The organism is Albimonas pacifica (assembly GCF_900113695.1).
In the GTDB taxonomy this organism is placed as follows: Bacteria; Pseudomonadota; Alphaproteobacteria; order Rhodobacterales; family Rhodobacteraceae; genus Albimonas; species Albimonas pacifica.
Genome location: NZ_FOQH01000004.1, coordinates 525453 through 550358, shown reverse-complemented (window position 1 = coordinate 550358; position 24906 = coordinate 525453). Strand labels below are relative to the sequence as shown.

Annotated in this window: 23 protein-coding genes; 10 read left to right on the top strand and 13 right to left on the bottom strand. The window is 71.4% G+C overall.

Annotated elements, in window-relative coordinates; genetic code table 11:
* Positions 1–276: 276 nt before the first annotated feature.
* Positions 277–1245, bottom strand: coding sequence for a LysR family transcriptional regulator (locus tag BM064_RS10875; RefSeq protein ID WP_092859776.1), 969 nt, complete (start codon positions 1243–1245; stop codon positions 277–279).
* A 183-nt stretch (positions 1246–1428) separates the two neighbouring features.
* Here BM064_RS10875 and BM064_RS10870 point away from each other — a divergent pair, with 183 nt between their 5' ends.
* The 4 genes from BM064_RS10870 to BM064_RS10855 all read left to right on the top strand — a co-directional run bounded on the left by BM064_RS10870 (position 1429) and on the right by BM064_RS10855 (position 6012).
* Positions 1429–2325: an amidohydrolase family protein gene (locus BM064_RS10870; RefSeq protein WP_092859775.1), complete on the top strand. Its 897-nt coding sequence runs from the start codon at positions 1429–1431 to the stop codon at positions 2323–2325.
* On the top strand, positions 2322–4232 hold the full coding sequence (locus BM064_RS10865; RefSeq protein WP_092859774.1) for a TRAP transporter permease: 1911 nt from the start codon (positions 2322–2324) through the stop codon (positions 4230–4232). The genes BM064_RS10870 and BM064_RS10865 overlap by 4 nt, the downstream gene beginning before the upstream one ends.
* A 61-nt stretch (positions 4233–4293) precedes the next feature.
* Positions 4294–5274, top strand: coding sequence for a TAXI family TRAP transporter solute-binding subunit (locus tag BM064_RS10860; protein ID WP_092859773.1), 981 nt, complete (start codon positions 4294–4296; stop codon positions 5272–5274).
* Positions 5275–5355: 81 nt separating this feature from the next.
* Positions 5356–6012, top strand: a complete 657-nt coding sequence (locus BM064_RS10855) for a dienelactone hydrolase family protein (RefSeq protein ID WP_092859772.1) — start codon at positions 5356–5358, stop codon at positions 6010–6012.
* 97 nt (positions 6013–6109) lie between these two features.
* On the opposite strand, the gene BM064_RS10850 is transcribed toward BM064_RS10855, so the two are convergent.
* The 5 genes from BM064_RS10850 to BM064_RS10830 form a co-directional block, all read right to left on the bottom strand.
* A complete protein-coding gene (locus tag BM064_RS10850; protein WP_092859771.1) occupies positions 6110–7414 on the bottom strand; it encodes a TRAP transporter large permease in 1305 nt (434 codons plus the stop codon).
* Positions 7411–7923: a TRAP transporter small permease gene (locus tag BM064_RS10845; RefSeq protein ID WP_092859770.1), complete on the bottom strand. Its 513-nt coding sequence runs from the start codon at positions 7921–7923 to the stop codon at positions 7411–7413. The genes BM064_RS10850 and BM064_RS10845 overlap by 4 nt, the downstream gene beginning before the upstream one ends.
* Before the next feature lie 5 nt (positions 7924–7928).
* Complete coding sequence (locus tag BM064_RS10840) at positions 7929–8918, bottom strand: TRAP transporter substrate-binding protein (RefSeq protein ID WP_245779121.1); 990 nt, start codon at positions 8916–8918, stop codon at positions 7929–7931.
* 132 nt (positions 8919–9050) lie between these two features.
* A complete protein-coding gene (locus tag BM064_RS10835) occupies positions 9051–10265 on the bottom strand; it encodes a LysR family transcriptional regulator (protein WP_092859768.1) in 1215 nt (404 codons plus the stop codon).
* A gap of 10 nt (positions 10266–10275) precedes the next feature.
* On the bottom strand, positions 10276–11166 hold the full coding sequence (locus BM064_RS10830; RefSeq protein ID WP_092859767.1) for a DUF1932 domain-containing protein: 891 nt from the start codon (positions 11164–11166) through the stop codon (positions 10276–10278).
* A gap of 206 nt (positions 11167–11372) precedes the next feature.
* Here BM064_RS10830 and BM064_RS10825 point away from each other — a divergent pair, with 206 nt between their 5' ends.
* The 5 genes from BM064_RS10825 (at position 11373) to BM064_RS10805 (ending at position 15408) form a co-directional block, all read left to right on the top strand.
* Positions 11373–12119 (top strand): PIG-L deacetylase family protein, encoded by a 747-nt coding sequence (locus tag BM064_RS10825; protein WP_092859766.1) that lies wholly within the window; start codon positions 11373–11375, stop codon positions 12117–12119.
* Positions 12120–12149: 30 nt separating this feature from the next.
* On the top strand, positions 12150–12557 hold the full coding sequence (locus tag BM064_RS10820) for a DoxX family protein (protein WP_092859765.1): 408 nt from the start codon (positions 12150–12152) through the stop codon (positions 12555–12557).
* Positions 12558–12639: 82 nt separating this feature from the next.
* Entirely contained in the window at positions 12640–13647 is a 1008-nt protein-coding gene (locus BM064_RS10815; RefSeq protein WP_092859764.1) for a VOC family protein, read from the top strand.
* Entirely contained in the window at positions 13647–14333 is a 687-nt protein-coding gene (locus tag BM064_RS10810; protein WP_092859763.1) for a 4-carboxy-4-hydroxy-2-oxoadipate aldolase/oxaloacetate decarboxylase, read from the top strand. Before BM064_RS10815 ends, BM064_RS10810 begins: the two co-directional genes overlap by 1 nt.
* Complete coding sequence (locus BM064_RS10805) at positions 14326–15408, top strand: 4-oxalomesaconate tautomerase (protein ID WP_092859762.1); 1083 nt, start codon at positions 14326–14328, stop codon at positions 15406–15408. The genes BM064_RS10810 and BM064_RS10805 overlap by 8 nt, the downstream gene beginning before the upstream one ends.
* A 70-nt stretch (positions 15409–15478) precedes the next feature.
* Here the strand turns inward: BM064_RS10805 and BM064_RS10800 are convergent, their stop codons facing one another.
* From BM064_RS10800 to BM064_RS10780, 5 genes are all read right to left on the bottom strand, one after another.
* Positions 15479–16189 carry an SDR family NAD(P)-dependent oxidoreductase gene (locus BM064_RS10800; protein WP_092859761.1) on the bottom strand — a complete coding sequence of 237 codons (711 nt, stop codon included), beginning with the start codon at positions 16187–16189 and terminating at the stop codon, positions 15479–15481.
* A gap of 37 nt (positions 16190–16226) precedes the next feature.
* Entirely contained in the window at positions 16227–17687 is a 1461-nt protein-coding gene (locus BM064_RS10795) for an aldehyde dehydrogenase family protein (RefSeq protein WP_218161004.1), read from the bottom strand.
* Positions 17688–17700: 13 nt separating this feature from the next.
* Positions 17701–20244 (bottom strand): branched-chain amino acid ABC transporter ATP-binding protein/permease, encoded by a 2544-nt coding sequence (locus BM064_RS10790; protein WP_092859760.1) that lies wholly within the window; start codon positions 20242–20244, stop codon positions 17701–17703.
* A 5-nt stretch (positions 20245–20249) separates the two neighbouring features.
* Positions 20250–21128: a branched-chain amino acid ABC transporter permease gene (locus BM064_RS10785; RefSeq protein ID WP_092859759.1), complete on the bottom strand. Its 879-nt coding sequence runs from the start codon at positions 21126–21128 to the stop codon at positions 20250–20252.
* Between the two features lie 113 nt (positions 21129–21241).
* The gene (locus tag BM064_RS10780) at positions 21242–22507 is read right to left on the bottom strand and encodes an ABC transporter substrate-binding protein (protein WP_092859758.1); all 1266 of its coding nucleotides are present in this window, start codon (positions 22505–22507) and stop codon (positions 21242–21244) included.
* 210 nt (positions 22508–22717) lie between these two features.
* On the opposite strand from BM064_RS10780, the gene BM064_RS10775 reads away from it, so the two are divergent.
* A complete protein-coding gene (locus BM064_RS10775; RefSeq protein ID WP_092859757.1) occupies positions 22718–23704 on the top strand; it encodes a LysR substrate-binding domain-containing protein in 987 nt (328 codons plus the stop codon).
* A gap of 21 nt (positions 23705–23725) precedes the next feature.
* Here BM064_RS10775 and BM064_RS10770 read toward each other — a convergent pair whose 3' ends face one another.
* Positions 23726–24523, bottom strand: coding sequence for an IclR family transcriptional regulator (locus tag BM064_RS10770; RefSeq protein ID WP_092859756.1), 798 nt, complete (start codon positions 24521–24523; stop codon positions 23726–23728).
* Between the two features lie 11 nt (positions 24524–24534).
* On the bottom strand, positions 24535–24900 hold the full coding sequence (locus tag BM064_RS10765; protein ID WP_092859755.1) for a cupin domain-containing protein: 366 nt from the start codon (positions 24898–24900) through the stop codon (positions 24535–24537).
* Positions 24901–24906: the final 6 nt, after the last annotated feature.

The window sequence follows — 24906 nt, the reverse complement described above, 5'->3', positions numbered from 1 at the left end:
GGGATCGACGGCGACGAAGCGGATCGGCCGCCTTGCAGGAGCACAATCGCCCGCCGAGCGATGACCACGGCGGAGGCGATCTTCACCGGCCGGGAGCGCAGCTTCGTCAGCCGGTTCCAGCAGGCGTGCCGCGCCACTCTCGGGTCAAACCCGCCTCATACGCGCCAGTCGCGGACTGGAAACATGGCCGCGGCGGGCATATCGAGCTGCGCCAGGGCGGCCGGGCGGCGGCAGGCTCCAGCGACGGAGCTTTTTCGGTCACGCGACGACGAGGCGTCATGCGGGGTCGAGGCGACGGGCGCGCGGCGATCCGGTCGGCGGCTCGACCGGGTCGATCGAGGGGCCGGCGCAATGGGCCAGCAGCTGTTCGCGCACCCACGCATGCCCCCGATCGGCGTCCATGCGCCGGTGCCAGATCAACCCATGCGGGATCGGTTCGATCTCGATGGGCAGGGGCAGCGTCACCAGGCCGTAATTCTCCGCCATGTAGGTCGCCGTGCGCATGGTGAAGACCCCGACCAGGTCGCTGTCGCGCAGCAGGCTGGGAACCAGCGTGAAGCTGCCCAGCGCCGCGGCCAGCTTGCGCTCCAGTCCCAGGCGCTCGAGGTTGGCGTCGAACACCGCGATGCGCGCGCCGCCTGAACGCACGACGACGTGGTGGAAGTCCAGGAGCCGGTGCAGGTCGACCGGCTGCGGCGGCTGGGTCACTGGATGGCCGGGTCGGACCAGGCAGACCAGCTTCTCCTCGTAGAGACCGCGCCGGTTCACCACCGAGGGCAGGCTGGCGAAGGTGCCCAGGGCGGCGTCGATCTCCTGGCTCTCGACCAGCCGCAGGGCGTGGTCCTGGTCGGTGGCGCGGATGTCGAACTCGAGCCCGGGCGCGAGGCGGCGCATGGTCTCGAGGAAGGGCAGGAACACCGGCAGGCCCAGCCGGTCGGGCGCGCCCAGCCGGAACACCCGGGTCGAGGTCATCGGATCGAACTCGGAGGCGCGCTCCAGGCAGGTCTCGCCGAAGCCGATCAGGCGCTCGACGTCGCGATGCAGCTCCTCGGCGCGGGGCGTGGGGGCGAGGCCGTCGGGGGTCCGCACGAACAGCGGATCGTCGAAGCGCAGGCGCAGGCGCTTGAGCGCGTTCGAGATCGCGGACTGCGTGCGTCCCAGGCGGTCGCCGGCGCGGGTGACGCTGCGCTCCTCCATCAACACGTGGAAGACCAGGAACAGGTTCATGTCGAAGGTCTTCAGCATGGCTCCCTCCTGGCGCCAACATTCACCGGAATGATGTAGATCAGAAACAACATCAATTTGCAAAATGTCGATGCGCTTTCTAGCCTTCCTTCAACGAGAAGAACTCAGACAGGGAGGCGACGCCGCGGCGTCCGCCGCCGGGCCCGCGAGGTCCGGCGCAGGGTTGCGCCGCGCGGACAGCGCATGAGCGAAGACCACCTCGAATTCCACCCGGCCCCGAAGGTTCCGGAGTTCCGCCCCCCCGTCGGCGCGGTCGACGCGCATTGCCACATCTTCGGCCCGGCCGCGAAATTCCCCTTCGCGCCGGAGCGCAAGTACACCCCCGTCGACGCCCCGAAGGAGCGGCTGTTCGCCCTGCGCGACCACCTGGGCTTCGCGCGCAACGTCATCGTGCAGGCGACCTGCCACGGCAAGGACAACGCCGCCATGGTCGACGCCCTGCTGGACGCCGGCCCCGGCCGCGCCCGCGGCGTCGCGATCGTGGACATGGACGTCGCCGACGCCGAGCTGGAGGCGCTGCACGCCGCCGGCGTCCGCGGCGTGCGCTTCAATTTCCTCAAGCGGCTGGTGGGGAACGCCCCGCTGGAGCGCTACGCCCGCACGGCCGAACGGATCGAAGCGCTGGGCTGGCACGTGGTGGTCTATTTCGAGGCCCACGAGCTCGCCGACCTGGAGCCGTTCCTGTCGAAGATCCCCGGCGTGCTGGTGGTCGACCACATGGGCCGCCCCGACGTGGCCGAGGGGGTCGGCGGCCCGAGCTTCGCCCGGGTGCTCGCCTTCATGGAGGGCCGGCCCGACGCCTGGATCAAGGTCTCCTGCCCCGAGCGGCTGACCGTCGCCGGTCCGCCCTACGACGACGTGGTCCCCTTCGGCCGGACGCTGGTCGAGCGCTTTCCCGACCGGGTGCTGTGGGGCACGGACTGGCCGCATCCCAACATGCGCAGCCACATGCCCGACGACGGCGCGCTGGTCGACGTGATCCCGCGCATCGCGCCCACGGCGGAGCTGCAGCGCAAGCTGCTGGTGGACAATCCCATGCGCCTCTACTGGCCCGGGGAAACCGCGGAGGGCGGGCGATGAGCGAAGGCGGCGGCATCCCCGGGTTCACGCCGCGCGGCATGGCCGTGGCGGCGATGGCGACGCTGATGTGCGTGGCCAACATCGCCTGGAACCTCGAGGCGCCCACCCGCCTGGGCGTCGCCATCCTGACCCAGCAATACATGGCCTTCCAGCTGGCCCTGGCGCTGGCCATGGCCTTCCTGCTCTACGGCCCGAAGGGCGAGGCCAAGACCCGCGTGGGCTGGATCGACGGCGCGCTGGCGCTCGCCGCCTTCGCGGTCCTCATCTACGCGGCGGCGGACTTCAAGTGGCTGCTGAAGGAGCAGTTCTACCGCCCCTGGCAGATCACCGTCATCGGCGCCGTGGTCACCGTCGCGGTGATGGAGGGCGTGCGCCGCCGCGCCGGCTGGATGCTGTTCGGCATCGTCGCGGCCTTCCTGGTCTACGCGCTGTTCGCCGACCTGGTCCCGGGCCGCCTGGCGGGCAAGGAGATGTCGCCCCAGCGCCTGGTGGAATACGTGGGCTTCGACCCGAACGCCGTGTTCTCGACCCCGCTGGCGGTGGGCACGATCGTGGTGCTGCTGTTCGTGTTCTTCGGCCAGCTGCTGTTCGCGGCGGGCGGCGGGGCGTTCTTCACCGACCTCGCCATGGCGGCGACCGGGCGCTCGCGCGGGGGGCCCGCGAAGATCGCGGTGATGGGCTCGGCGCTGTTCGGCTCGATCTCCGGCTCGGCGGTGTCGAACGTGGTCACGACCGGGATCGTCACCATCCCGCTGATGCAGCGCGCCGGCTACCGGGACAAGGATGCGGGCGCGATCGAGGCGGTGGCCTCGACCGGCGGCCAGCTGACGCCGCCGATCATGGGCGCGGCCGCCTTCCTGATGGCCGAGTTCCTGGAGGTGAACTACCTCGCCGTCGCCGCCGCGGCGCTGCTGCCGGCGATCCTCTACTACGTCTCGGTCTTCGTGCAGGTCGACCTGATCGCCGGACGCGACGGCATCCAGGGCGGCGGGGTCGAAGGCCGCTCGGCCCGCCAGGTGCTCGCCGACGGCTGGCACTTCGCGATCCCCTTCGGCCTGCTGCTGGTCGCCCTGTTCTGGTGGCGCATGGACCCCGAGGACAGCGCGCTCCTGTCCTCGGTGGCGATCGTCGCGGTGGGCTTCCTGCGCGGCTACCGGGGCGAGCGCCTGACCCTGCCCGCGCTGGGCCGGGTCTTCGTCGACACCGGCGTGCAGATGGTCAACCTGATCCTGGTGGTGGCCGCCGCCGGCTTCGTCATCGGGGTGCTGAACGTCACCGGCCTCGGCTTCGCGCTGACGCTGGCGCTGGTCGACGCGGTGGGCTCGAACGTGATCCTGCTGCTGGGCATCTCGGCGATCATCTGCATCGTGCTGGGCATGGGGATGCCGACCTCGGGCGTCTACGTGCTGCTGGCGGCCCTGGTCGCGCCCTCGCTGGTCGAAGCGGGGGTAACGCCGATCGCGGCGCATCTCTTCATCCTCTACTTCGGGATGATGTCGATGATCACGCCCCCGGTCGCGCTGGCGGCCTTCGCGGCGGCCACGATCACCAAGGCCGACCCGCTGGCCACCGGCGTCGCGGCGATGCGCATCGGCTGGGCCAGCTTCATCCTGCCCTTCGTCTTCGTCGCCTCGCCCGCCCTGCTGATGGAGGGGACCTGGACCGAGAGCCTGCTGGTCTTCTGCCTGGCCGCCGCCGGCATCCTGGCGGTGACCGCCGCGGTGGTCGGCTTCGCCGGGCGACGGCTGAACCCGGCCCTGCGCGGCCTGCTGCTGGTCTTGGGCGCGCTGTCCCTGCCGCTGGGCTTCCTGCCGATCTCCGACCTGGTGCACGCCGCCGCCGCCGCCGCGAGCGTGCTGGCGCTGGGCGGCCTGACCGTGACGGCCCGACGGCGGAGGACCGCCTGACCACCGAGAGACCTCGGCGCGGGGAGGCGCCGATCCTGAAAAAGAAAGGGAGGACACGACCATGAAACTCGACCCGACCCGCCGCATCCTGGGGATGGCGGCCGGCCTGACCCTGAGCGTCGCGGCCGGCGCGGCCTCGGCCCAGGTGGTGACCATCGCCACCGGGGCCCAGGGCTCGCTGGCCTACAACTCCGGCCAGGCGGTCGCCAAGGTGGCGAACGAGGCCGGCATCAACGCCCGCACCCAGCCCTATGTCGGCTACATGCCCCTGCTGAACGCGGGCGAGGTCGACTTCGGCTTCTCCAACGCGGTCGAGGCCTCGTTCGCCTTCAAGGGGACCGGAAACTACGACCGCGAACATCCCGACATCCGCCTGGTGGGCGTGATGTTCCCGCTGCGGACCGGCATCATGGCGCCGGCGGACCTGGGGCTGGACACCGTCGCCGACCTGAAGGCGAAGGCGGGCGATCTGAAGATCGCCTCGGAATACACCTCGTCGACCATCATCCCCTACTACATCGAGGGCTCGCTGAAGAACGGCGGGATGGAGTATTCCGACTTCCAGCAGGTCCCGGTCGCAAGCTTCGTGGCCGGCATCAACGCGCTGGGCGACGGGCTGGTGGACGTGGCGCTGGTGTCGCTGAACGCCGGCGCGGGCAAGGAGGCCGAGGTCAAGCTGCAGGACCGCGGCGGCCTCCAGTACATCTCGCTCGACGACAGCCCGGAGGGGGTGAAGGCCTTCAAGGCGTTCCTGCCCGAGGGCGCGATCATCGCGATGAAGGCCAACGACTCGATCCCCGGGCTGAAGAAGCCGGCGAACATCGTCTCGATCCCCTGGGTGCTGATGGTCAACGCCGATGTGGACGAGGACCTGGTCTACGCGATGACCAAGGCGATCGCCGAGCACAAGGACGACCTGAAGGCCAGCTTCGGCGCCTTCGGGCTGGCCGATGCGCAGGCGATGGCCCCGGCCAACGCCATGCCCTACCACCCCGGCGCGCTGCGCTACTACGAGGAGGCCGGCATCCCCGTCGGGGAGTGATCGCCGCCTGACCCGGGGGTCCCGCAGGGCGGGGCCCCCGTCGCGTTTTCCCCTCATCGATACGCATCGGAGCGACCCGAGATGATGACGAAACTGACCGCCGCCGACGGCCAGGTCCTGGACTGCTGGATCGAGGAGCCCGCGGGCGCCCCGCGCGGCGGGCTGGTGATCCTGCAGGAGATCTTCGGGGTCACCGACCAGCTGAAGGGCGTCGCCGCGAAATACGCGGCCGAAGGCTACGTCGTGGCGATCCCCGCCCTGTTCGACCGCCAGGCGCCGGGCACGGTGGTGCCCTTCGACAAGGGCCCGATCGGGCGCGACCTGATGCTGGCCGCGGATCTCGACAAGACCATGCTCGACATGGACGCCGCCGTGCAGGCGCTGTCGGCGCGCGGTCTGAAGACGGCCGTGATGGGCTTCTGCTGGGGCGGGGGCCTCGCGCTGCGCGCCGCGCAGAAGCTGGACGTGGCCGGGGGGATCGCCTTCTACGGCACCCGCCTTCCCCAGTATCTCGACGCGCCGCTGAAGGCCCCGATGCTGGGCCATTTCGGCACGACCGACGACCATGTCCCCCCCGCGATGCTGGAGGAGGCCAAGGCCGCCCTGCCGGAGTGGGAGATCCACATGTACGAGGCCGGCCACGCCTTCGCCAACGACGCCCGGCCCAGCTACGCGCCCGACGCCGCGGCGCTGGCGCATGAGCGCAGCCTGGCGTTCCTGCGCGGGCATCTCGGCTGATCGCCGGCGCCGGCTCTCGGGCCGGGCGTGGTGCAGGGCGGAACGAAGAAGGGCGGGTCCTCGGACCCGCCCTTTGCGTTTCGCGCCCCGCGCGGGATCAGTCGAACATCGAGTTCGGGATCAGCAGCGCGATGTCGGGGAAAGCGATGATCAGCAGCAGCGTCAGGAGCATCGCGGCGAGGAACGGCATGATCCCCCGGAAGATCGTGGTCAGGGGCACGTCGCCCGCGACCCCTCGGACCACGAAGACGTTCAGTCCCACCGGCGGGGTGATCATGCCCATCTCGATCACGATCACGGCCACCACGCCGAACCAGATCGGGTCGAAGCCGGCGCCGACGATCATCGGGTAGACGATGGGGATCGAGATCACCAGCATCGACAGCCCGTCCATGAACATCCCCATCACCACGTAGGCCAGGATGATGACGGCGAGCATGCCGTAGGGCCCCAGCCCGAGGCCGCCCAGCCCCTCGCCCAGCGTGGCGGGGATGCGGGTGACGGCCAGGAACGGGTTCAGCACGTTCGCCCCGATCACGATCATGTAGAGCATCGCCGAGGTCTTCAGCGTGTCGAGCAGCGCGGCCCGGAACGCCGCCCCGCTCATCGCCCGGCTCGCGAAGGCCAGCGCGATCACCAGGACCGCGCCGATGCCCGAGGCCTCGACCGGCGTGAAGGCGCCGATGTAGATGCCCCCGATCGAGATCACGATGATCGCCAGCAGCGGCGCGGCGCGGGCCAGCAGCCGCAGGCGCTCGGCGAACGAGGCCGCCTCGCCCCGCGGGCCGATCTCGGGCCGGCGCAGCACCACCAGCCAGACGGCGGCGATGAACAGCGCGGACATCAGCAGGCCCGGCAGGATGCCGGCCATGAACAGGCGGCCGATCGATTCCTCGGTCAGGATCGCGTAGAGGACGAAGCCGGTGGACGGCGGGATCAGGAACCCCAGCGTCCCTCCCGCCGCCACGGCCCCGGTGGCGAGCCCATCCCCGTAGCCCAGCCGCCGCATCTCCGGCAGCGCCACCTTCCCCAGGGTGACGGCCGTGGCCACCGACGATCCCGACACCGCCGAGAACGCCGCGCAGCCGATCACCGACGCCGAGGCCAGCCCCCCGCGGAACCGCCCCACCCAGGCGTTGGCCGCGTCGTAGAGCCCGCGGGAGAAGCCCGCGGCCGAGGCCACGTTGCCCAGCAGCACGAACATCGGGACCACGACCAGGGTGTAGCCGGAGACCGCGGAATAGCTCTCGGTCAGGATCAGGGCGGTGGCGGCGCGCTCGCCCTCCAGCGCCCACATGCCGAAGAAGCCCACGAACAGCATCGCGAAGGCGACCGGCGTGCGCAGCGCCATCAGCGCGAAGAGGGCGGCGATGCCCCACAGGCCTGCGGCGACAGGCGTCATGGCTCGACCTTCCCCGAAATCAGCGCCCAGGCCCGCATCGCGAAGGCCAGCGCGGACAGCGCGGCGCCCGCCGCCAGCACCGCGTAGAACGGCCAGATCGGCAGGCCCAGCATGTTGGTGGCGTCCTCGAACTCCAGGGCGTCCAGCGCCTTCCAGACCGCCCGGCGCGCCAGCATCCCCAGCACGACGATCGCCAGCGCGGCGCAGAGCAGGTCTCCGAACATCCGCCCTGCGCGCCCCAGCGCGCGGTCGAAGACGTCGACGCCGACATGGGCGCCCTGCGCGGTGCACCAGGGCAGGCCCGCCATCACCAGCGCCACGGCGGTCAGCTGGATGATCTCGTTCGCCCCCAGCATCGGCGCGTCCAGCAGGTAGCGCATCACCACGCTGACGAAGATCACCGCGGCGAGGAACAGCATGCAGCCCACGCCGACCCAGGCGAGGCCGAGCGTCGCCCGGTCGAACCAGTTCGACCGGGCGACGTTCCTGTCCGAAGATCCGGGGGCCATGGCCCTCAGTTCGCCTTCAGCGCGTCGACGACGGCTTTCTGCTTCGCGTCCATGCCGGCCACGAGCGTCTCCATCATCCCTTCGGCCAGCGCGTCGAACTTCGCGGCCTCCGCGTCGCTGAGCCGGATCAGGGTCTTGCCCTCCATGGCGGCGAAGCTCTCGATCCCGTCGGCGGCGACCTTCTGCTGCATGGCCGAGCCGTTCAGCGAGGCCTGCTTGCCGGCCGCCTCGATCGCCTCGAGCTGCTCGCCCGAGAGCTCGTCGGCCACGTCGCGGTTCATCAGGATGAAGAAGGGCGAGTTGGTGGTCTCCATGCCCACGGTCAGGAAGTTCGCGACCTCGCCCAGCTTGAAGGCCTTGGTGGCGGTGCCGTCGATCATCGCGCCGTCGATCACGCCGGTCTGCATCGCGTTGTAGATCTCCGGCACCGGCATCGAGACGGGGACCCCGCCCCAGGCCTCGACCAGCAGGCCGGCGTTGCGGGAGGGGACGCGGATCTTCAGGCCCTTGATGTCGTCGGGGCTGTGGACGGCCTTGTCGCGGGTGTAGAGCACGTTCTCGGCCGACGACCACAGCGCCACGAGGACCACGCGGCGATACTCGGGCAGGAACAGGTCGATGTTCGACCAGATCTCCTCGGTGCCGGTCTTCTCCTCGATCAGGCCCGGCAGCTCGGTGGTCAGCGTCAGCGGAAAGCTGGAGGCGGTGTAGCCCGGCAGGCCGATGGCGAGCTCGGTCACGCCGTCGACGACGCGGGAATACTGCTCGACCGGGCCGCCGCCCAGTTCGCCGCCGTTGTAGAGCGTGACGGTGACCTCGCCGCCGGTGGCCTCGGCGACGGCGTCGGCGAAGGGCTGGAAGGTCGAGGCGACGTAGGGATGGCCGGCGGGCATGAAGTTGGCGAACTTCAGCTCCTCGGCGGCGACGGCGGGGGCGGCGGCGAGGGCCTGGAGGCCCAGGACCGCGGCGGTGGCGACGGGGACTGCGAAACGCACGCTCGTTCCTCCCAAACGATGAGGCTGCAGGGCGCCGGGCGCCGCGGGTCGCCGCGGACCGACGGGGGGCATTCATCGCCCCGGGCGCGCGCCACGGCCAATTCGAAGCCGCGCCCCCGGCATAAGATCCGGCTAGCGCGGGGCCGCCTCCGACGCGTGTTTCCGGATAAGCGCCATCAGTTCGTCCTGGGCCCGCGTCGGCTGCCAGTCGCGGCGCAGGGTCAGGCCGATGGGGCGGCCGGGCCAGTCCTCGGCCACGTCCAGCCGCGCCAGCAGCCCTTTCGAGACCTCCGCCTCCGCCTGCACGCCGGAGATGCAGCCGAGGTCGTCGGAAGCCGACAGGATCTCGCGCATCAGCAGGATCGAACCGGTCTCCAGCAGCCGCTCGGGGGCGGGCAGGCCCCGGCTGGCGAAGGCCGCGTCGAACTGGTCGCGGGAGGGAACGCCGCGCCGGGTCACCACCCAGCCCTCGCCGGCGAGGTCGGCCATGGTCAGGCCGCGGCGTCCCGCCAGCGGGTGGTCCCTGCGGGCGAGCACCGCCAGCCGGTCCTCGAACAGCGGTTCCTGGCGCACGTCGGCGATAGGGGCGGGTTGGCGCAGGGCGCCGAGGATGAAGTCGATCTCGCCTCGTCGCAGCCCCGCCAGCAGGTCCTCGTAGAGCCCGTCGTGCACGGTGATCGGCTGCACCGGACGACGGCGGCGGAACTCCGCCAGCGCGCGCGGCAGGATCACCGAGCGCGACAGCGGCAGGGCGCCCACGACCACCCGCCCCCCCTCGCGTCCGTCATGCTCGGCGAGGTCCGCATCCGCCTGGTCCAGCTCGGAAAACGCCAGACGCGCGGCCTGCGCCAGCGCCTGGCAGGGGCGCGTGGGGACGATGCCGAAGCTCGTTCGTTCGAACAGCGCGCGGGCCGCCTCCTGCTCCAACTGGGTCACCGCCCGGTGCACGGTGGGCTGCGCCAGGCCCAGCTTGCGGGCCGCGAGGGTGAAGTTCTCCGCCTCGCAGACCCCGATCAGCGCGTGGAGCTGCGCGGCCGAGGCGGTCAGGCGCAGCCGGGGCGAGACCTCGACCAGCGCCGGATCCAGCCGCGCCAGCGCCCGGCGCACCCGCAGGGCCAGCACCTCGCCGCGCTCGGTCAGGAAGAACCCCTGGCGGGTGCGGCGGAACAGGTCGCCGCCCGCCTGGCGCTCCAGCTTGTTGATCGCCTGGGTGACCGCGGGTTGGGAGACATGCGCCCGCTCCGCCGCCAGGGTCAGCGAGCCGGCGTCCGCCACCTCGAGGAACACCCGCAGGTGGCGCAGGTTGCGCGAGATCTCGAGCGCGTCAGGCGAGGCGGAGGGCGTCATCGGGCGCGGCTCACAGCCTGGCCAGCACCGCGTCCACGCGGGCGATCAGGTCCTCCTCCCCCGGTTCCGCGCCCAGCCGGGCCACGTCGTCCTGCCATTCCGCGGTGGCGGCGGCCATCCGCGGGGGCAGGCCAAGCGCCTGCACGGTGAGGGCGACCTCGCGCATCTCGGCCGCGCGGCGGGCGCCGTGGACCATCATGCGCTCCAGGTTGTAGGCGCCGCGCTTCGGCCAGTTCACCTCGGGGTCCGAGGCCAGCAGCGAGGCGATCACCCGCTCCTCCACCCCTGCCCTGCGGGCGGCGAGGAAGCATTCGGTCGTCAGCGCCTCCATCCCCTTGATCATCACCGAGCGCACCATTTTGATCGCCGAGGCCTCGCCCACCCCCTCGCCGGCGATGGCCGGGTTCATTCCCAGCGCCTCCAGCACGGCGACCGCCTCGGCCGCATGGGGCCCCGAGACCAGCAGCGGCACGCGATGCCTCTTGGGATGCACCGGCGCCATGACGGCGACGTCGACATAGCGCCCGCCCGCCGCCTCGACGACCTCCGCAGCGGCCCGCTTGGTGTCGGGCGCGCAGGAATTGCAGTCGAACCAAAGCAGGCCGGGCGGGATCCCGGCCGCGGCGGCCGCCTGCGCGGCCTCGAGCGCCCGATCCGCGGTCACCACGCAGAACGCGGCCTGCGCGCCGGCCAGCGCCTGCGCCGGCGTGTCGGCGCCGGTCGCCCCGGCCTCGGCATAGCGGGCGCGCATCGCCGCCGCCGCCGCGGGATCTTCCGTCTTCACGTCGTAGGCCGCGACATGGGCCGGCCGGTCCTCGGCCCAGCCCGAGAGGAACGCCAGCGCGGCCTCGCCGAAGCCCACGAAGGCCACGGCGGGCTTGTTGTCGGATGCATCGGACATGGCGCGTCTCCTTGCTGGCGGCACGGGCGGGCGGCGGCGGAATCGCCTCCGCGCGGCGCCCGGACGCTAGGCGCGCGCGCGGGCTGTCTCCAGCCCATATAGCGGAAACTTATGCTGACGACCCCTCTTCCGAATTGTCGCCCGCCGCGTCGCCATGGGATCACCGCGGCATCGAAACGACCCCGCGCGCCCCGAGGAGGACCGCCATGACCGCCCCCAAGACCGCCCCCAGGTCCGCCCTCGTGATCTCCGCTCATGCCGCCGACTTCGTCTGGCGCTGCGGCGGCGCCATCGCGCTGCACGCGGCGAAGGGCTACGAGGTCACGGTCCTGTGCCTGTCCTTCGGCGAGCGCGGCGAGAGCGCCAAGCTGTGGAAGCAGGAGGGGATGACCCTCCAGCGTGTGAAGGACGCCCGCCGGGCGGAGGCCGAGCAGGCGGCCGAGGCGCTGGGCGTCCATGACCTGGTGTGCCTCGACCTCGGCGACTACCCGCTGGAGCTGGGCCGCGCGGACAAGGACCGCGTGGTCGAGGTGATCCGCAAGGTGCAGCCGAGCTTCATGCTCTCCCACTCCAAGTACGACCCCTACAACACCGACCACATGTACGCGACGCAGGTGGCGCTGGAGTGCCGGATGATCGCCCAGGCCTGGGGGCACAATCCGGGCGAGAAGGTCCTCGGCGCTCCGCAGCTCTACCTGTTCGAGCCGCATCAGACCGAGCAGATGGGCTGGAAGCCCGACACCTTCCTCGACATCACCCCGGTGTGGGAGAAGAAGCGCGCCGCCATCGAGTGCATGCAGGGCCAGGAGCACCTGTGGGAGTACTACACCCGCGTCGCGATCAACCGGGCCAACCACTTCAAGCGCAACTCGGGCGGCCAGTCCGGCGGGCGCGACTGCAAGTATGCGGAGGGGTTCGAGTCGATCTTCCCCCGCACCGTCGACGAGCTCTGATCGCACAGCGCCGCAAAGAAGGAGACGTCCATGTCGTTCCTCGACCTGAAGTTCCTCGATCCCCTGCGCCCCTGGATCGTTGGGGCGACGCGGATCGTCCTGGGCCTGCTGCTGCTCGAGCATGGCACGATCAAGCACCTGGGCTTCCCCGAGCATCCGATGAACGCGGTCGGGCTGTTCCAGCTCTCCGGCGTCGCGGGGGTGCTGGAGCTGATCTTCGGCACGCTGCTGGCCATCGGCCTCTACGCGCGGTTCTCGGCCTTCATCCTCAGCGGCCTGTCCGCCTTCGCCTACTTCATCATGTATGCGCCGAAGGGCTTCTATCCCTTCGTCAACGGCGGCGAGTCCGCGGTGATCTACTGCTTCGCGCTGCTGATGCTCGCCGCGGTCGGGCCCGGCGCGCTGGCGGTGGACGCCCTGCGCAAGGGCCGCGGCTGACGCGCGGGATCCCAGGACCCGTTCGCCGTCGGGGCCGGCTTCCGCCGCGCCCCGGCGGACCAGACAACCGACAGGAGACGCCATGGCCGCCCCCACCAACCCGTCCTTCGATCTCGCCCACCTGGGCCATGTCGAGATGCTGACGGACCGGTTCGAAGACAGCCTCGACTTCTTCACGCGGGTTTTCGGTCTGAAGCTCTCGCACCAGGACGGCCGCTCCGCCTGGCTGCGGGCCTGGGACGATTACGAGTTCCACTCCCTCAAGCTGACCCGCGCCGACACCACCGGCGTCGGCCACGTCGCCTACCGCGCCGCCAGCCCCGAAGCGCTGGCGCGCCGGGCGGCGGCGATCGAGGCCTCGGGCTTCAAGACCCACGGCTGGGTGGACGACGACCCCGGCCACGGCCCGGCCTTCCGCTTCGAGGACCCCTTCGGCCACGTCTTCGAGATCTACTACGAAACCCGCTGGTGGGAGCCGCAGGAGGAGGCCGAGAAGGCCGCCCTGAAGAACACCGCCTCCGCCTTCACCGGCGCCGCTCCGCGCCGGATCGACCACCTGAACCTGCTCAGCTCGGACGTGACCGAGTTCCGCCGCTTCATGGAGACCTGCCTGGGCGCGCGGGTGACCGAGATGATCCAGCTGGACAACGGCCGCCTCGGCGGTTGCTGGTTCACGATCAACAACAAGACCTACGATCTCGCCTGCACCGAGGAGCATGGCGGCGGCCAGTTCAAGGACATGGGGGGCCGCCTGCATCACGTCACCTACGCCGCCGACCAGCGCGAGGACATCCTGCGCGCCGCCGACCTGTTCCTGCAGAACGGCGTGCATATCGAGACGGGCCCCCACAAGCACGCCGTGCAGGGGACCTTCTTCCTCTACGTCTGGGAGCCGGCGGGCAATCGGGTGGAACTGGCCAACGCCGGCGCCCGGCTGATCCTCGCCCCCGACTGGCAGCCCGTGGTCTGGACCCAGAAGGAGCGGCTGAAAGGCCAGGCCTGGGGGCTGAAGACCATCGACACCTTCCACACCCACGGCACGCCTCCCGTGACGGCGCAGAGGCCGGTCAAGAAAGAGGAGACCGAGTGATGTCCGCCATCGGTCAGAACGTCGTGGTCCAGCACGTCGAGCGCGCGGATCCCGCCACGATCCGGGCGTTGGGCGAGGCCGGCGTCGCCACGGTGCACGAGGCGCAGGGGCGGACCGGCTGCCTCGCCCCCCACATGCGCCCGATCTGGGCGGGCGCGCAGATCGCAGGCTCGGCGGTGACGATCTCGGCGCCCCCGGGGGACAACTGGATGGTGCATGTCGCCATCGAGCAGCTGAAGGAGGGCGACATCCTGGTGCTGGCCCCGACCAGCCCCTGCACCGACGGCTACTTCGGCGACCTGCTGGCGACTTCGGCCATGGCGCGGGGCTGCCGCGGGCTGGTGATCGAGGCCGGCGTGCGCGACGTGCGCGACCTGACCGCGATGGGCTTCCCGGTCTGGTCAAAGGCGATCAGCGCGCAGGGCACGGTGAAGGAGACGCTGGGCTCGGTGAACGTGCCCGTCGTGGTCGCCGGCCAGGCGATCGAGGCGGGCGACGTGATCGTGGCCGACGACGACGGGGTCTGCGTGGTCCGCCGCGCCGACGCCGAGGCGGTGCTTGCCAAGGCGCAGGCGCGGCTGGCGAACGAGGAGACCAAGCGCGCGAAGCTGGCGGCGGGGACGCTGGGGCTCGACCTCTACGACATGCGGCCGCGGCTGGCGGAGAAGGGCCTGAAATATGTCTGAGGCGCCCGACCCCGAGATCGACGGCATCCCCTGCCTGTGGATGCGGGGCGGGACCTCGAAGGGCGCGTATTTCCTGGCGTCGGACCTGCCCTCCGACCCGGCCGCGCGCGACGCGCTGCTGCTGCGGATCATGGGCTCGCCCGATCCGCGGCAGATCGACGGGATCGGCGGGGCGGATCCATTGACCTCCAAGGTCGCGATCCTGTCCCCGCCTTCGCGCGAGGACGCCGACGTCGACTACCTGTTCCTGCAGGTCTTCGTGGACCAGGCGCTGGTTTCCGACGCGCAGGGGTGCGGGAACATCCTGGCCGGCGTCGGCCCCGCCGCGATCGAGCGCGGCCTGCTCGCCGCTCAGGGCGACGAGACGCCGGTGCGCATCCACATGCTCAACACCCGCGAGGTGGCGGTGGCCAGGATCGCCACGCCGGGCGGCCGGGTCGGCTATCGCGGCGCCGCCTCCATCGACGGCGTGCCGGGCGCCCACGCCGCCGTCCCGCTGATGTTCACCGGCATCGCCGGGTCGATGTGCGGCGCCCTGCTGCCGACTGGAAACCCGGTGGACGTGATCGACGGGATCGAGTGCACCCTGATCGACAACGGCATGCCCTGCGTGGTGATGCGGGCCGCGGACCTCGGCGTCGCGGGGACCGAAACGCGCGAGGAGATGGAGGCGATGACCGAGCTCAAGGCCCGGCTCGAACGCATCCGCCTCGCCGCCGGACCGCTGATGAACCTGGGCGACGTGACAGAGAAGTCGGTCCCCAAGATGACCCTGGTCTCGCCGCCCGCCGCGGGCGGCGCCGCGTCGACCCGCAGCTTCATCCCGCATCGGTGCCACGCCTCGATCGGCGTCTTCGCCGCGGTCAGCGTGGCGACCGCCTGCACCCTGCCGGGGTCGCCCGCCGCATCGGTCGCGCGCCTGCCGTCCGACGGGCGCTTCGCCATCGAGCATCCCTCGGGCGCCGCCGAGGTGCTTCTCGAGCAGGACGCCGACGGCGTCGTGGTGGCTGCAGGCACGCTGCGGACCGCGCGGAAACTGTTCGACGGACGGGTGTTTCCGGCGCCGGAGCGGTGACGCGGCCGGGGCGCGGCAGGCCGGAGCGCGGGCGCCCCGGACTGCCGCGCCCCGGCGACGCGGATCGGGGTCAGACCATCGCGCCGTTCGGCTGCACGATCTGGCCCGCAACCCAGCTCGCCTCCCCCGACGCGAGGAAGCGGACCACGGCAGCGACCTCGTCGGGGCGGCCGACGCGGTTGAACGGGCTCATCCCGGCCGAGCGGGCGACGGCCGCCTCGTCCTTGCCGGCGCGGAACAGGTCCGTGTCGACCGGACCGGGCGCCACGCCGTTGACCCGCACGCCGCGCGGCGCCAGCTCCTTCTGCATCGAGCGCAGCAGGCTTTCGACCGCCGCCTTCGAGGCGGTGTAGGGCCCGCCGCCGGGCACGGCGACCCGCACCATCGAGGTGGTCAGCCCGATGATCGAGCCGCCGTCCATCACGTTCCTCGCCGCGTGCTGAAGCACGTTGAAGGCGCCGACGATGTTGGTCTCGACCAGCTTGCGGAAGCTGTCGGGATCGAAGGCCGAGACCGGGCCGGGCGGCACGTTGATTCCGGCGTTCGCCACGATGCAGGCAGGCGCGCCGCCCGTCTCGGCGGCGACGCGCGCGAAGACCGCCTCGACCTGCGCCGCCTCGCGGATGTCGCAGCGGAGCGCGAGGCCCCCGGCGCCCGCCTCGCCCGGCGACGCGCCCTGGTGGGTGCCGCCCACGGTCCAGCCGTCCGCCGCCAGCGCCTTCACGATGGCCGCGCCGATCCCGCGCGAGCCTCCGAACACGATCGCCGTCCTGCCGCTCATGTCGCCTCCTGTCGTCCGTCCTGTCGCCCGTCGCCGCTCATGCGGTCAGGGTCAGGATCCGTTCCTCGGTCATCTCGCGGACCGCGTAATGCGGGCCCTCGCGGCCGAAGCCGCTGTCCTTCGATCCGCCGTAGGGCATCAGGTCGACGCGCGACGACGAGGTCTCGTTGATGTGCACGCCCCCGACCTCCAGGCGCCGGGCCAGCGCGAAGGCGTCGTCGAGCCGGTTGGTGAAGGCGCCGGTGGCCAGCCCGTAGGGCGTGGCGTTCACCCGGGCGATCGCCTCGTCCAGCGTGGCGAAGGGGGCGACGCCGACCACGGGGCCGAACAGCTCCTCGCAGCCCGCCTTCATCGCGGGCGTGATCCCGTCGAGCAGCGTCGGCGCGACCACGGCGCCCTCGCGGCCGCCGCCGGCGAGACGAACCGCGCCCGCGGCCTCGGCCTCGGCGATCCAGCGCTCGACCCGCTCGGCCTCCGGGCGCGAGATCATCGGGCCGGTGACGGTCCCCTCGGCCCGCGGGTCGCCGTAGGGCAGGGCCGCGACCAGCTCGGCCAGCCGTGCGGCGGCCTCGGCGCGCAGGCTCTCGTGGGCCAGCACGATCTGGACCGAGGTGCAGACCTGCCCCGCCTTGCGATAGCCGGCGCCCACGATCTTGGGCAGGGCGCGGTCGAGGTCGGCGTCCGCGGCGAGGATCGTGAAGGCGATGGAGCCGAGCTCCATCTGCGTGCGGCGCAGGCCGGCCTGGGTCTGGATGGCGCGGCCGGCCTCGGTCGAGCCGGTGAAGGCGATGAAGCGGACGCGCGGATCGGCCATTGCCAGACCGGCCTCGGCCGGGCCGCCCAGCAGCACCGAGAGGAACCCCTCAGGCAGGCCGGCGCCGACCAGGATCCGGGCCAGCAGGCAGGCGGTGGCCGGCGTGGCCGAGGCGGGCTTCAGGATCGCGGGATTGCCGGCGGCGAAGGCGGGCGCGATCTTGTGGCACACGGTGTTGAGGGGCGAGTTGAAGGGCGTGATCGCCAGCACCGGGCCCAGCGGAACCCGCAGGGTGAAGGCGGTGCGCCCGGCCTGTCCGGGCGCGCCCTCCAGCGGGATCACGTCGCCCGAGAGACGCCGCGCCTCCTCCGCCGACAGGCGCAGCGTCTGCACGCAGCGCGTGACCTCGCCGCCTGCGTCGGCGGCGGTGAAACCGGCCTCGGCCTGCATGATCGCGATGAAATCTCCGCGCGCCGCCTCCACCTGCAGGGCGGCGCGATCGAGGATCGCGCCTCGATCCCACGGGCCCGGCGCGCCGCGGCGGAAGGCGGCCCAGGCGGCGTCGACCATGCGGGCGGCCTGCGCCGGCGTGGCGGCGACGAGATCCGCGATGGGCGCGCCGGTGTAGCGGTCGAGCAGCGGGGCGGCGCGGCCCTCGCCCATCTCGGGTTCGCCCCCGATCAGCAGGGTGGGGGTCAGGTCGCGGCGCAGTTCGGCCCCCGCGGTCATGTCATCGTGGGTCATCGCCGGTCCTCCGTCACAGCCACAGCACCTGCTTGCGGCGGTCGAGATCGCAGAGCAGCTCGACCGCCGGCCCTTCGTGGAACACCGCCCCGTTCTCCAGCGCGAAGACCCGGTCCGAGAGGGCCAGCACCTGGTCGAGATTGTGCTCGACGATCACCACGCCGAGGCGATCGCGCAGGGCGTCGAGCACCTTGAACAGGTCTTCCACCACCGCCGGCGCCAGGCCCTCGAACGGCTCGTCCAGCAGCAGCAGGCGCACGTCGGCGGAGAGGGCGCGGGCCACGGCCAGCATCTGCTGCTCCCCGCCCGAGAGGAAATCGGCGTGGCTGTCGATGCGCTCGGCCAGGCGGGGGAAGAAGGCGAAGATCTCCTCCTCGCTCCAGCGCACGGCGTCGGCGGCGCCGGCGGGGCGGGCGAGGCGACCGAGCGAGAGGTTGTCGCGCACGCTCATCCCCGCGAACAGCCCGCGCCCCTGGGGCACGTAGCCGATGCCGGCGCGCGCGATGTCGGGGGCGGGGAGGCCCGCAAGCTCGCGCCCCGCGAAACGGATCGAGCCGGAGCGGGCGGGAACCAGACCCGCGATCGTCTTCAGGAAGGTCGACTTGCCGGCGCCGTTATGGCCCAGCAGGGCGACGATCTCGCCCGGGCGCACCTCCAGCCGCGCGTCGTCGAGGATGTGGCTCTTGCCGTAGAAGGCGTTCACGCCCTCGACCTTCAACAGGGGCTCGGCCGGGGGCGCGAAGTCCGGCATGGCGATGGCCGGGCGGCGGCGCACCTGGGCGGCGGGGGCGCCGGAGCCGGTGTAGATCTCCTGCACCCGCCGGTCGGTGCGGATCGCGTCCGGGTCGGCAGAGACCAGCACCGCGCCGTCGTTCATCACCGTCACCACCTTGGAGAAGCCCAGCACGCGGTCGATGTCGTGCTCCACGATCAGGATCGGGATGGTCTTCGAGACGCGCTCGATCAGCGCCCCGACCCGCTCCCGCTCCGCCGCGGCGAGGCCGGCCAGCGGTTCGTCCAGCAGCAGGACGCGGGGCGCCGAGGCGAGCGCGATGCCCAGGTCCACCAGGCGCTGGCCGCCATAGGAGAGGTCGCCGCCCCTGGCCTTCTCGATGCCCTCGAGGCCGAGGAAGCGGATCAGCTCGGCGGCCTTCGCGTTGACCTCGTCCAGCTTCTCCACGTCGCGCCAGGCGTCGTGGCGGCGCGGAGACTTGGCGCGGATCGAGAGGCGGATGTTCTCCTCGATCGTCAGCCCCTCGTGCAGCGAGGTGATCTGGAAGGAGCGGCCAAGGCCGGCGTGGCAGATCGAGGCGGGGTCGAGGCCGGTGACGTCCTGGCCCAGCAGGCGGATCTTGCCCGCGGTAGGACGGAAGCGGCCCGAGATCAGGTTGAACAGCGTGGTCTTGCCGGCGCCGTTGGGGCCGATCAGGGCGTGGATCGAGCCGGCCTCGACCTGCAGTTCCGCTCCGCGCACGGCCTGGATGCCGCCGAAGTTCTTCGACACGCCCTCGACCGTCAGAACCTGGCCCTCGCAGGCCGCGGGGCGCAGGAAGTCGGGGAGGGGCAGGTCCTTGTAGATCTTGCGCGAGGCCATGGCGGCGGCCTCGGCCGGGGGCGGGGAGATGCGGCGGCGCAGGGCGGCGTAGAGGCCCATCAGACCGCCGGGCAGGTACATCACGAAGGCCACGAAGATCAGGCCGAACCAGAACAGCCAGTCGCCGGTCCAGCTCGACAGCACCTCGCGGAACAGGATGTAGAAGACGGCGCCGACGGCCGGGCCCAGGATGTTGCCGTGCATGCCGCCGATGACGACCATGGCCAGCAGCTCGCCCCCGAATTCGGGATGCGTGGACTCGGCGGTGACGATGTAGTGCTGGAAGCCGGCGAGGCCCCCTGCCAGCGCGGTGATCGAGGCCGACAGCGCGAACACCGCCAGCTTCAGACGGTCGACGCGCCAGCCCTGGAACTCGGCTCGCGGCTGGTTCTCCCGGATCGCGTTGAGAGCGTGGCCGAAGGAGGAGCGCTTGACCCGCAGCAGGGCGTAGAAGGCGGCGAAGGCCACCACCGCGGTGAACACGTAGTAGGTCAGGTTGTCGGCCAGATCGACGCCCAGGATCGTGCCGCGGGTCAGCCCGCCCAGGCCATCCTCGCCGCCGGTGACCTCGGTCCAGCGGAAGGCGACGGAGTAGGTCAGGGCCGAGAGCGCCAGGGTCATCAGGGCGAAGTAGACGCCGCGCCGGCGCAGCATCAGCGCGCCGATCACGGTGGCGGCGAGGCCCACGAAGACCATCCCGAACAGCAGCGGCAGGATCACCTGATCGGGGAACCAGGCCTTCTGCGACAGGGCGGCGGCATAGCCCCCGACCCCGAACCAGGCCCCGTGCCCGAAAGAGACGAGGCCCGCCTCGCCCATCATCATGTTCAGCCCGATGGCGGCCAGCGACAGGGTGACGATCATCGCCGCCGTCGAGACGGTCAGCCCCAGCAGGGGCACGACGACCGGCAGCAGGACCAGGGCGGCGAGCGTCGCCAGAAGGATCACGGAACGCGAGGTCATCCGGCTCACCGCTCGAATTTCTGGATCGGCTCGCCCAGCAGGCCGCGCGGGCGAAGCAGCAGGACGAGGAACATCAGCACGTACATCGACGCCTCGGAGGCCGACGGGAGGAAATGGACGGTGATCCCGCGCACCACGCCCACCAGAAGGGCGGCGCAGACGACGCCCCAGAAGCTCCCGAGGCCGCCGATGATCACGACGACGAAGGCGATGGTGATGATCTCGGCCCCCATGGCGGGGTGGACGGTGGTGATCGGGGCGAACAGCGCGCCGCCCAGCGCGGCCAGCCCCACGCCCAGCATCACCACCGCGGTCATGTAGGGCTGAAGGCGGATGCCCAGGGCCGCGACCATGTCCGGCTCCTGGATGCCGGCGCGGACCACGCGGCCGAAGCTGGTGCGGTTCAGCAGCAGCCACAGCCCGGCCAGCACGCAGACGACCACCCCCAGCATCATCAGCCGGTACTTCGAGAACAGCAGGTCCCCCAGGATCACCGGCCCGCGCACCGCCTGCGGCAGGCTGGCGGGCAGCGGCGCCGCGCCCCAGATCATCCGGATCGCCTGCTCGGCCACCATGGCCAGCCCGAAGGTCACCAGCAGGCTGAGGATCGGATCCTCGCGGTAGAAGCGGCGCAGCACGAAGCGTTCGAAGGCGATGCCCAGGATCGCCACCATCACCGGAGAGATCGCCGCCGCACCCAGGAAGCCCAGGTGCGGGCCGAGGCTGACCGCCAGGTAGGCCCCCAGCGCGTAGAACGCCCCGTGGCTGAGGTTCACGATGCCGCCCACGCTGAAGATCAGCGACAGGCCCAGCGCGATCAGAAGGTAGTAGCCGCCCAGGACCAGGCCGTTCACGACCTGCTCGAGCAGAAAGACCCATTCCATGCCGAGTTCCCGTCAGGGGCGCCGCGCGCCCCGCCCCGAGGAACCGGGACGGCGCATGGCCGTCCCGGAGGCGGATCGGCGCGCGGGAGACGACCGCGCGCCGTCCTTTCAGCTCAGAGCGTGCACTCCGCGCCCGTGGGGTAGATCGCCGTCAGATCCTGGTCCGCGCCCGGCACCGCCGGCCCCAGCGCCATCATCTCGTGGACGTCCGAGTAGCTGCCCGTCTCCTTGACCGAGAACGGGTAGGCCTCCTGGATCAGCTGGTGATCGCCCTTGCGGAAATACGCCTTGCGGGCCTTGAGGATGTCGAACTCGGCCTCGGTCTCGAAGAACTCGACCAGGGCGTCGCTGTCGGCCCCGCCGGTCTCGGCCAGGCCGGCCGCGGCGATCTTGAGGGCGATGTATTCGATCCAGGCGTGGTTCTCGGGGATCTTCCCGTACTTCGCCTGGAAATCGGCGACGAACTTCTGCGATCCGGGGGTGTCCAGCGTGTGATACCAGACCGTCGGCCAGGTCCCCGTCAGGTTGCCCGCGCCGGCCGCCCAGGCGTCGGCGGTGTTCAGGTTGAAGCCCACGGTGGGATAGGGCAGCCCGAACTCGGCGTACTGCTTGACGAAGTTGGTCACCTGGTTGCCGGCGAGGTTCAGGCACACCACGTCGGGGCGCGCCTGCCGGATCTTGAGGATGAAGGCCGAGAAGTCGGTGACGTCGGTCGCGATCAGCTCGTCCCCGATCAGCTCGCCCCCGTTTGCGTCGAAGAAGGCCTTCGCCGCCTTCAGCAGGTCATGGCCGAAGATGTAGTCGGCGGTCAGCGTGAAGAACGTCTTGTTCTCCACCATCCCGTCGCGCTTCAGCGCGCTGCCCACCGCGTTGACCATCACCGTATTGGGGATGTCCGTGCAGAACATGTAGCGCGAGCATCGCCCGCCCCGCAGCACGTCCGACCGTGGGCCCAGCGCCATGAACAGCCGCTTGTTGCGCGTCGCCACCTCCGAGATCGCCAGGGCGGAGGCCGAGCTGATCTCCCCCATCAGGAAATCCATGCCGTCGCGCTCCAGCATCCGCTGGGCCTTGGTCGAGGCGTTCTCGGGGTTGATCGAGTCCTCCGAGGTCACCTCGATCATGCGTCCGTTCACGCCGCCGGCGGCGTTGATCTCCTCGGCCGCCATCTGGATCCCCTCGACCGCCCATTGGCCGAGCGTGCCCAGGAAGCCGGTCATCGGCGTCAGGTGGCCGATGCGGATCGGCCCGGCGCCCTGCGCGCGCAGGATCGCGGGCGCGCCCAGCGAGGCGACGCCCGCCGCCGCCCCCAGCTTCAACGCGGCACGTCTCGAGAGCGTCCCGGCGGCGCGCGCCGGGACCGTCCTGTCGTTGGACATCGGTCGTTCCTCCCTTTGCGTCGGGAGCCGCGCGCGTCGCCGCCGTGACCGGGGCGCGTCGCGTTCTGATCTCCCGCTTCCGTGACGCTAGGCGGGATCGTCGACGGGCAAAAATACCGAATTCCGTCATCCGGCATAAGCTGGGCTTATAGCGCCTTTACGCGAGAGGATTTCGCGCCGACCCTGTCCAAAACAGGGGAGGACGGCGCGATGGACATCCGGGCGCTGAAGTATTTCGTGCAGATCGTCGAGGACGGCAGCCTGTCGCGCGCCAGCCGCGCGCTGCATGTCGCCCAGCCGGCGCTGAGCCAGCAGGTCGCCAAGCTCGAGGACCAGGTGGGGCGGGCGCTGCTGGTGCGCTCCACCAAGGGCGTGACGCCGACCGAGAACGGGCTGGCGCTGTATCACCACGCCCGCCTGCTGATCCGGCAGATGGAGCAGGCGCTGATGATCGCCCAGGCCCCGGACGGGGCGGTGAAGGGGGTGGTCACCATCGGCCTGCCTGCGACCACGGTCGCCTCGATCGGCCTGCCGCTGGTGCAGCGGGTGCGGGCGCGGTTCCCCGGCATCCTGCTCAACGTGGTCGAGGCGATGAGCGGCCATATCGACCAGATGATCCGCCAGCGCCAGCTGGACCTTGCGGTGCTGTTCTCGGCCGACCTGTCCTCGGAGTTCGCGGTCTCGCCGCTGATGGTCGAGGAGCTGTTCGTGATCGTCGCCGCCGACGGCGACCTCGTTCCCCCGGGGCGCGAGACCCTGACGATCGAGGAGGTCTCCCGCTTTCCGCTGATCATGCCGACCTCGGTGCACGGACTGCGCAAGCGGGTGGCGATCGAGTTCGAGAGCCGGGCGCTGAGCATGAACGTGGTGGCCGAGATCGACAGCCTGTCCCTGCTGATGAACTGCGTTCAGGAGGGGATCGGGGCCACGATCAAGCCGATGGGCGCGATCATGCAGCAGCGCGGGCAGGAGCGGGACTGGCGCTGGCTGCGCATCTCCGACGCGCAGATGCGGCGCTCGAACTTCCTCTATTCCCTGCCGGCCGAGCATCTGTCGCCCGCCGCCGCCATCATCGGCGAGGAGGTGCGCGAGACGGTGAACGCCCTGATCCGCGACGCGCGCTGGCAGGGATTCGAGCCTGCGCCGGGCGCGCGCCCCGCCCGCCCGCCGCGGCCGGCCGACGTCCGGGTGGCCTGAACGCCCCGGGCGGACGACGCCCTAGCGGGCGCCCAGTCGTTCCGACAGCTCGGCGGCGGCGCTCTTCAGGCGGGCGATCTTGGCCTCCAGCGCCGCGTCCTGCATCCGCCAGACCGGCCCCGAGATGCCCATCGCCGCCGCCGTCCGCCCGGCGAAATCGGTCACCGCGACGGCGACGCAGCGGACCTCGGCGTCCAGCTCCTGCCGGTCGTGGGCGACGCCCTCGGCGCGGACCGTCTCCAGCTCGGCGGCCAGGCGGGCGCGGTCGGTGATCGTCGCCTCGGTGAAGCGCGGCAGGTCGAGCCCGGCGAGGATCCGGGCCCGGTCCTCGGGCGCGCAGGCCGCCAGCAGCATCTTGCCGATGGCCGTGGCATGGGCGGGGCGGATCACGCCGGCCCGCTCCGACAGCTGCAGCATCCCCGTCGCCGCGGTGCGCGCCACCAGCACGATGTCGGCGCCGGAGCGCACCGCCAGGTGCGCCGCCTCGCCGGTGTCGGCGCTCAGCCGCTCCAGCACCGGCGTGCCCAGGCTCAGCAGCGCGCTCTCGTCCAGGGCGCCGGCGGCCAGCGCGAAGACCCGGCCGCCGATCCGGTAGCGCTTGCTGTCCCCGACCCGGGCCAGGAAGCCCTCGGCCTCCAGCGTCCGGCAAAGGTGATGGGCGGTCGAGACGTTCAGGCCCGTGCGCTCGGCGAGCGCGCTCAACGAGGCGCCCCGCGGCCCTGCCGCGGCGACCCCGTCCAGCAGCGCCGCGGCGCGCTCGATCGACTGGACGCCGCCGCGCGGGGCCTTGCCGTCCTCGCCGCCCATGTCGCCGCCCATCCCGCCTCCGCCTATTCGTCCGTGACGGGGGTCGTTACCACGATGAACGTCAGGTCGCCCAGACCGCTGTTCTGGATCGAGTGCCAGGACCCGGGCGCGAGGAAGACGACGTCGTGCTTGCGCACCACGCGGGTGACGCCGTCGATCTCCATCAGCCCCTCGCCGTCCAGCACGTGGTAGACCTGCTCCTGAACCTTGTGGACGTGGCGCTTCACGTAGGCCATCGGCTGGTAGGTGGAGATGCGATAGTCGATCTTCTGCGCGCCGGTGGTGGTCGGGTGCACCAGCGCCTTCGACAGCGCCCCGCCGAAATGGTCGGGGAACTCCTGCCACGGCTCCTCGGCGATGTTGCGGATCACGGACTTCGGTTCGGTCATCGGTTC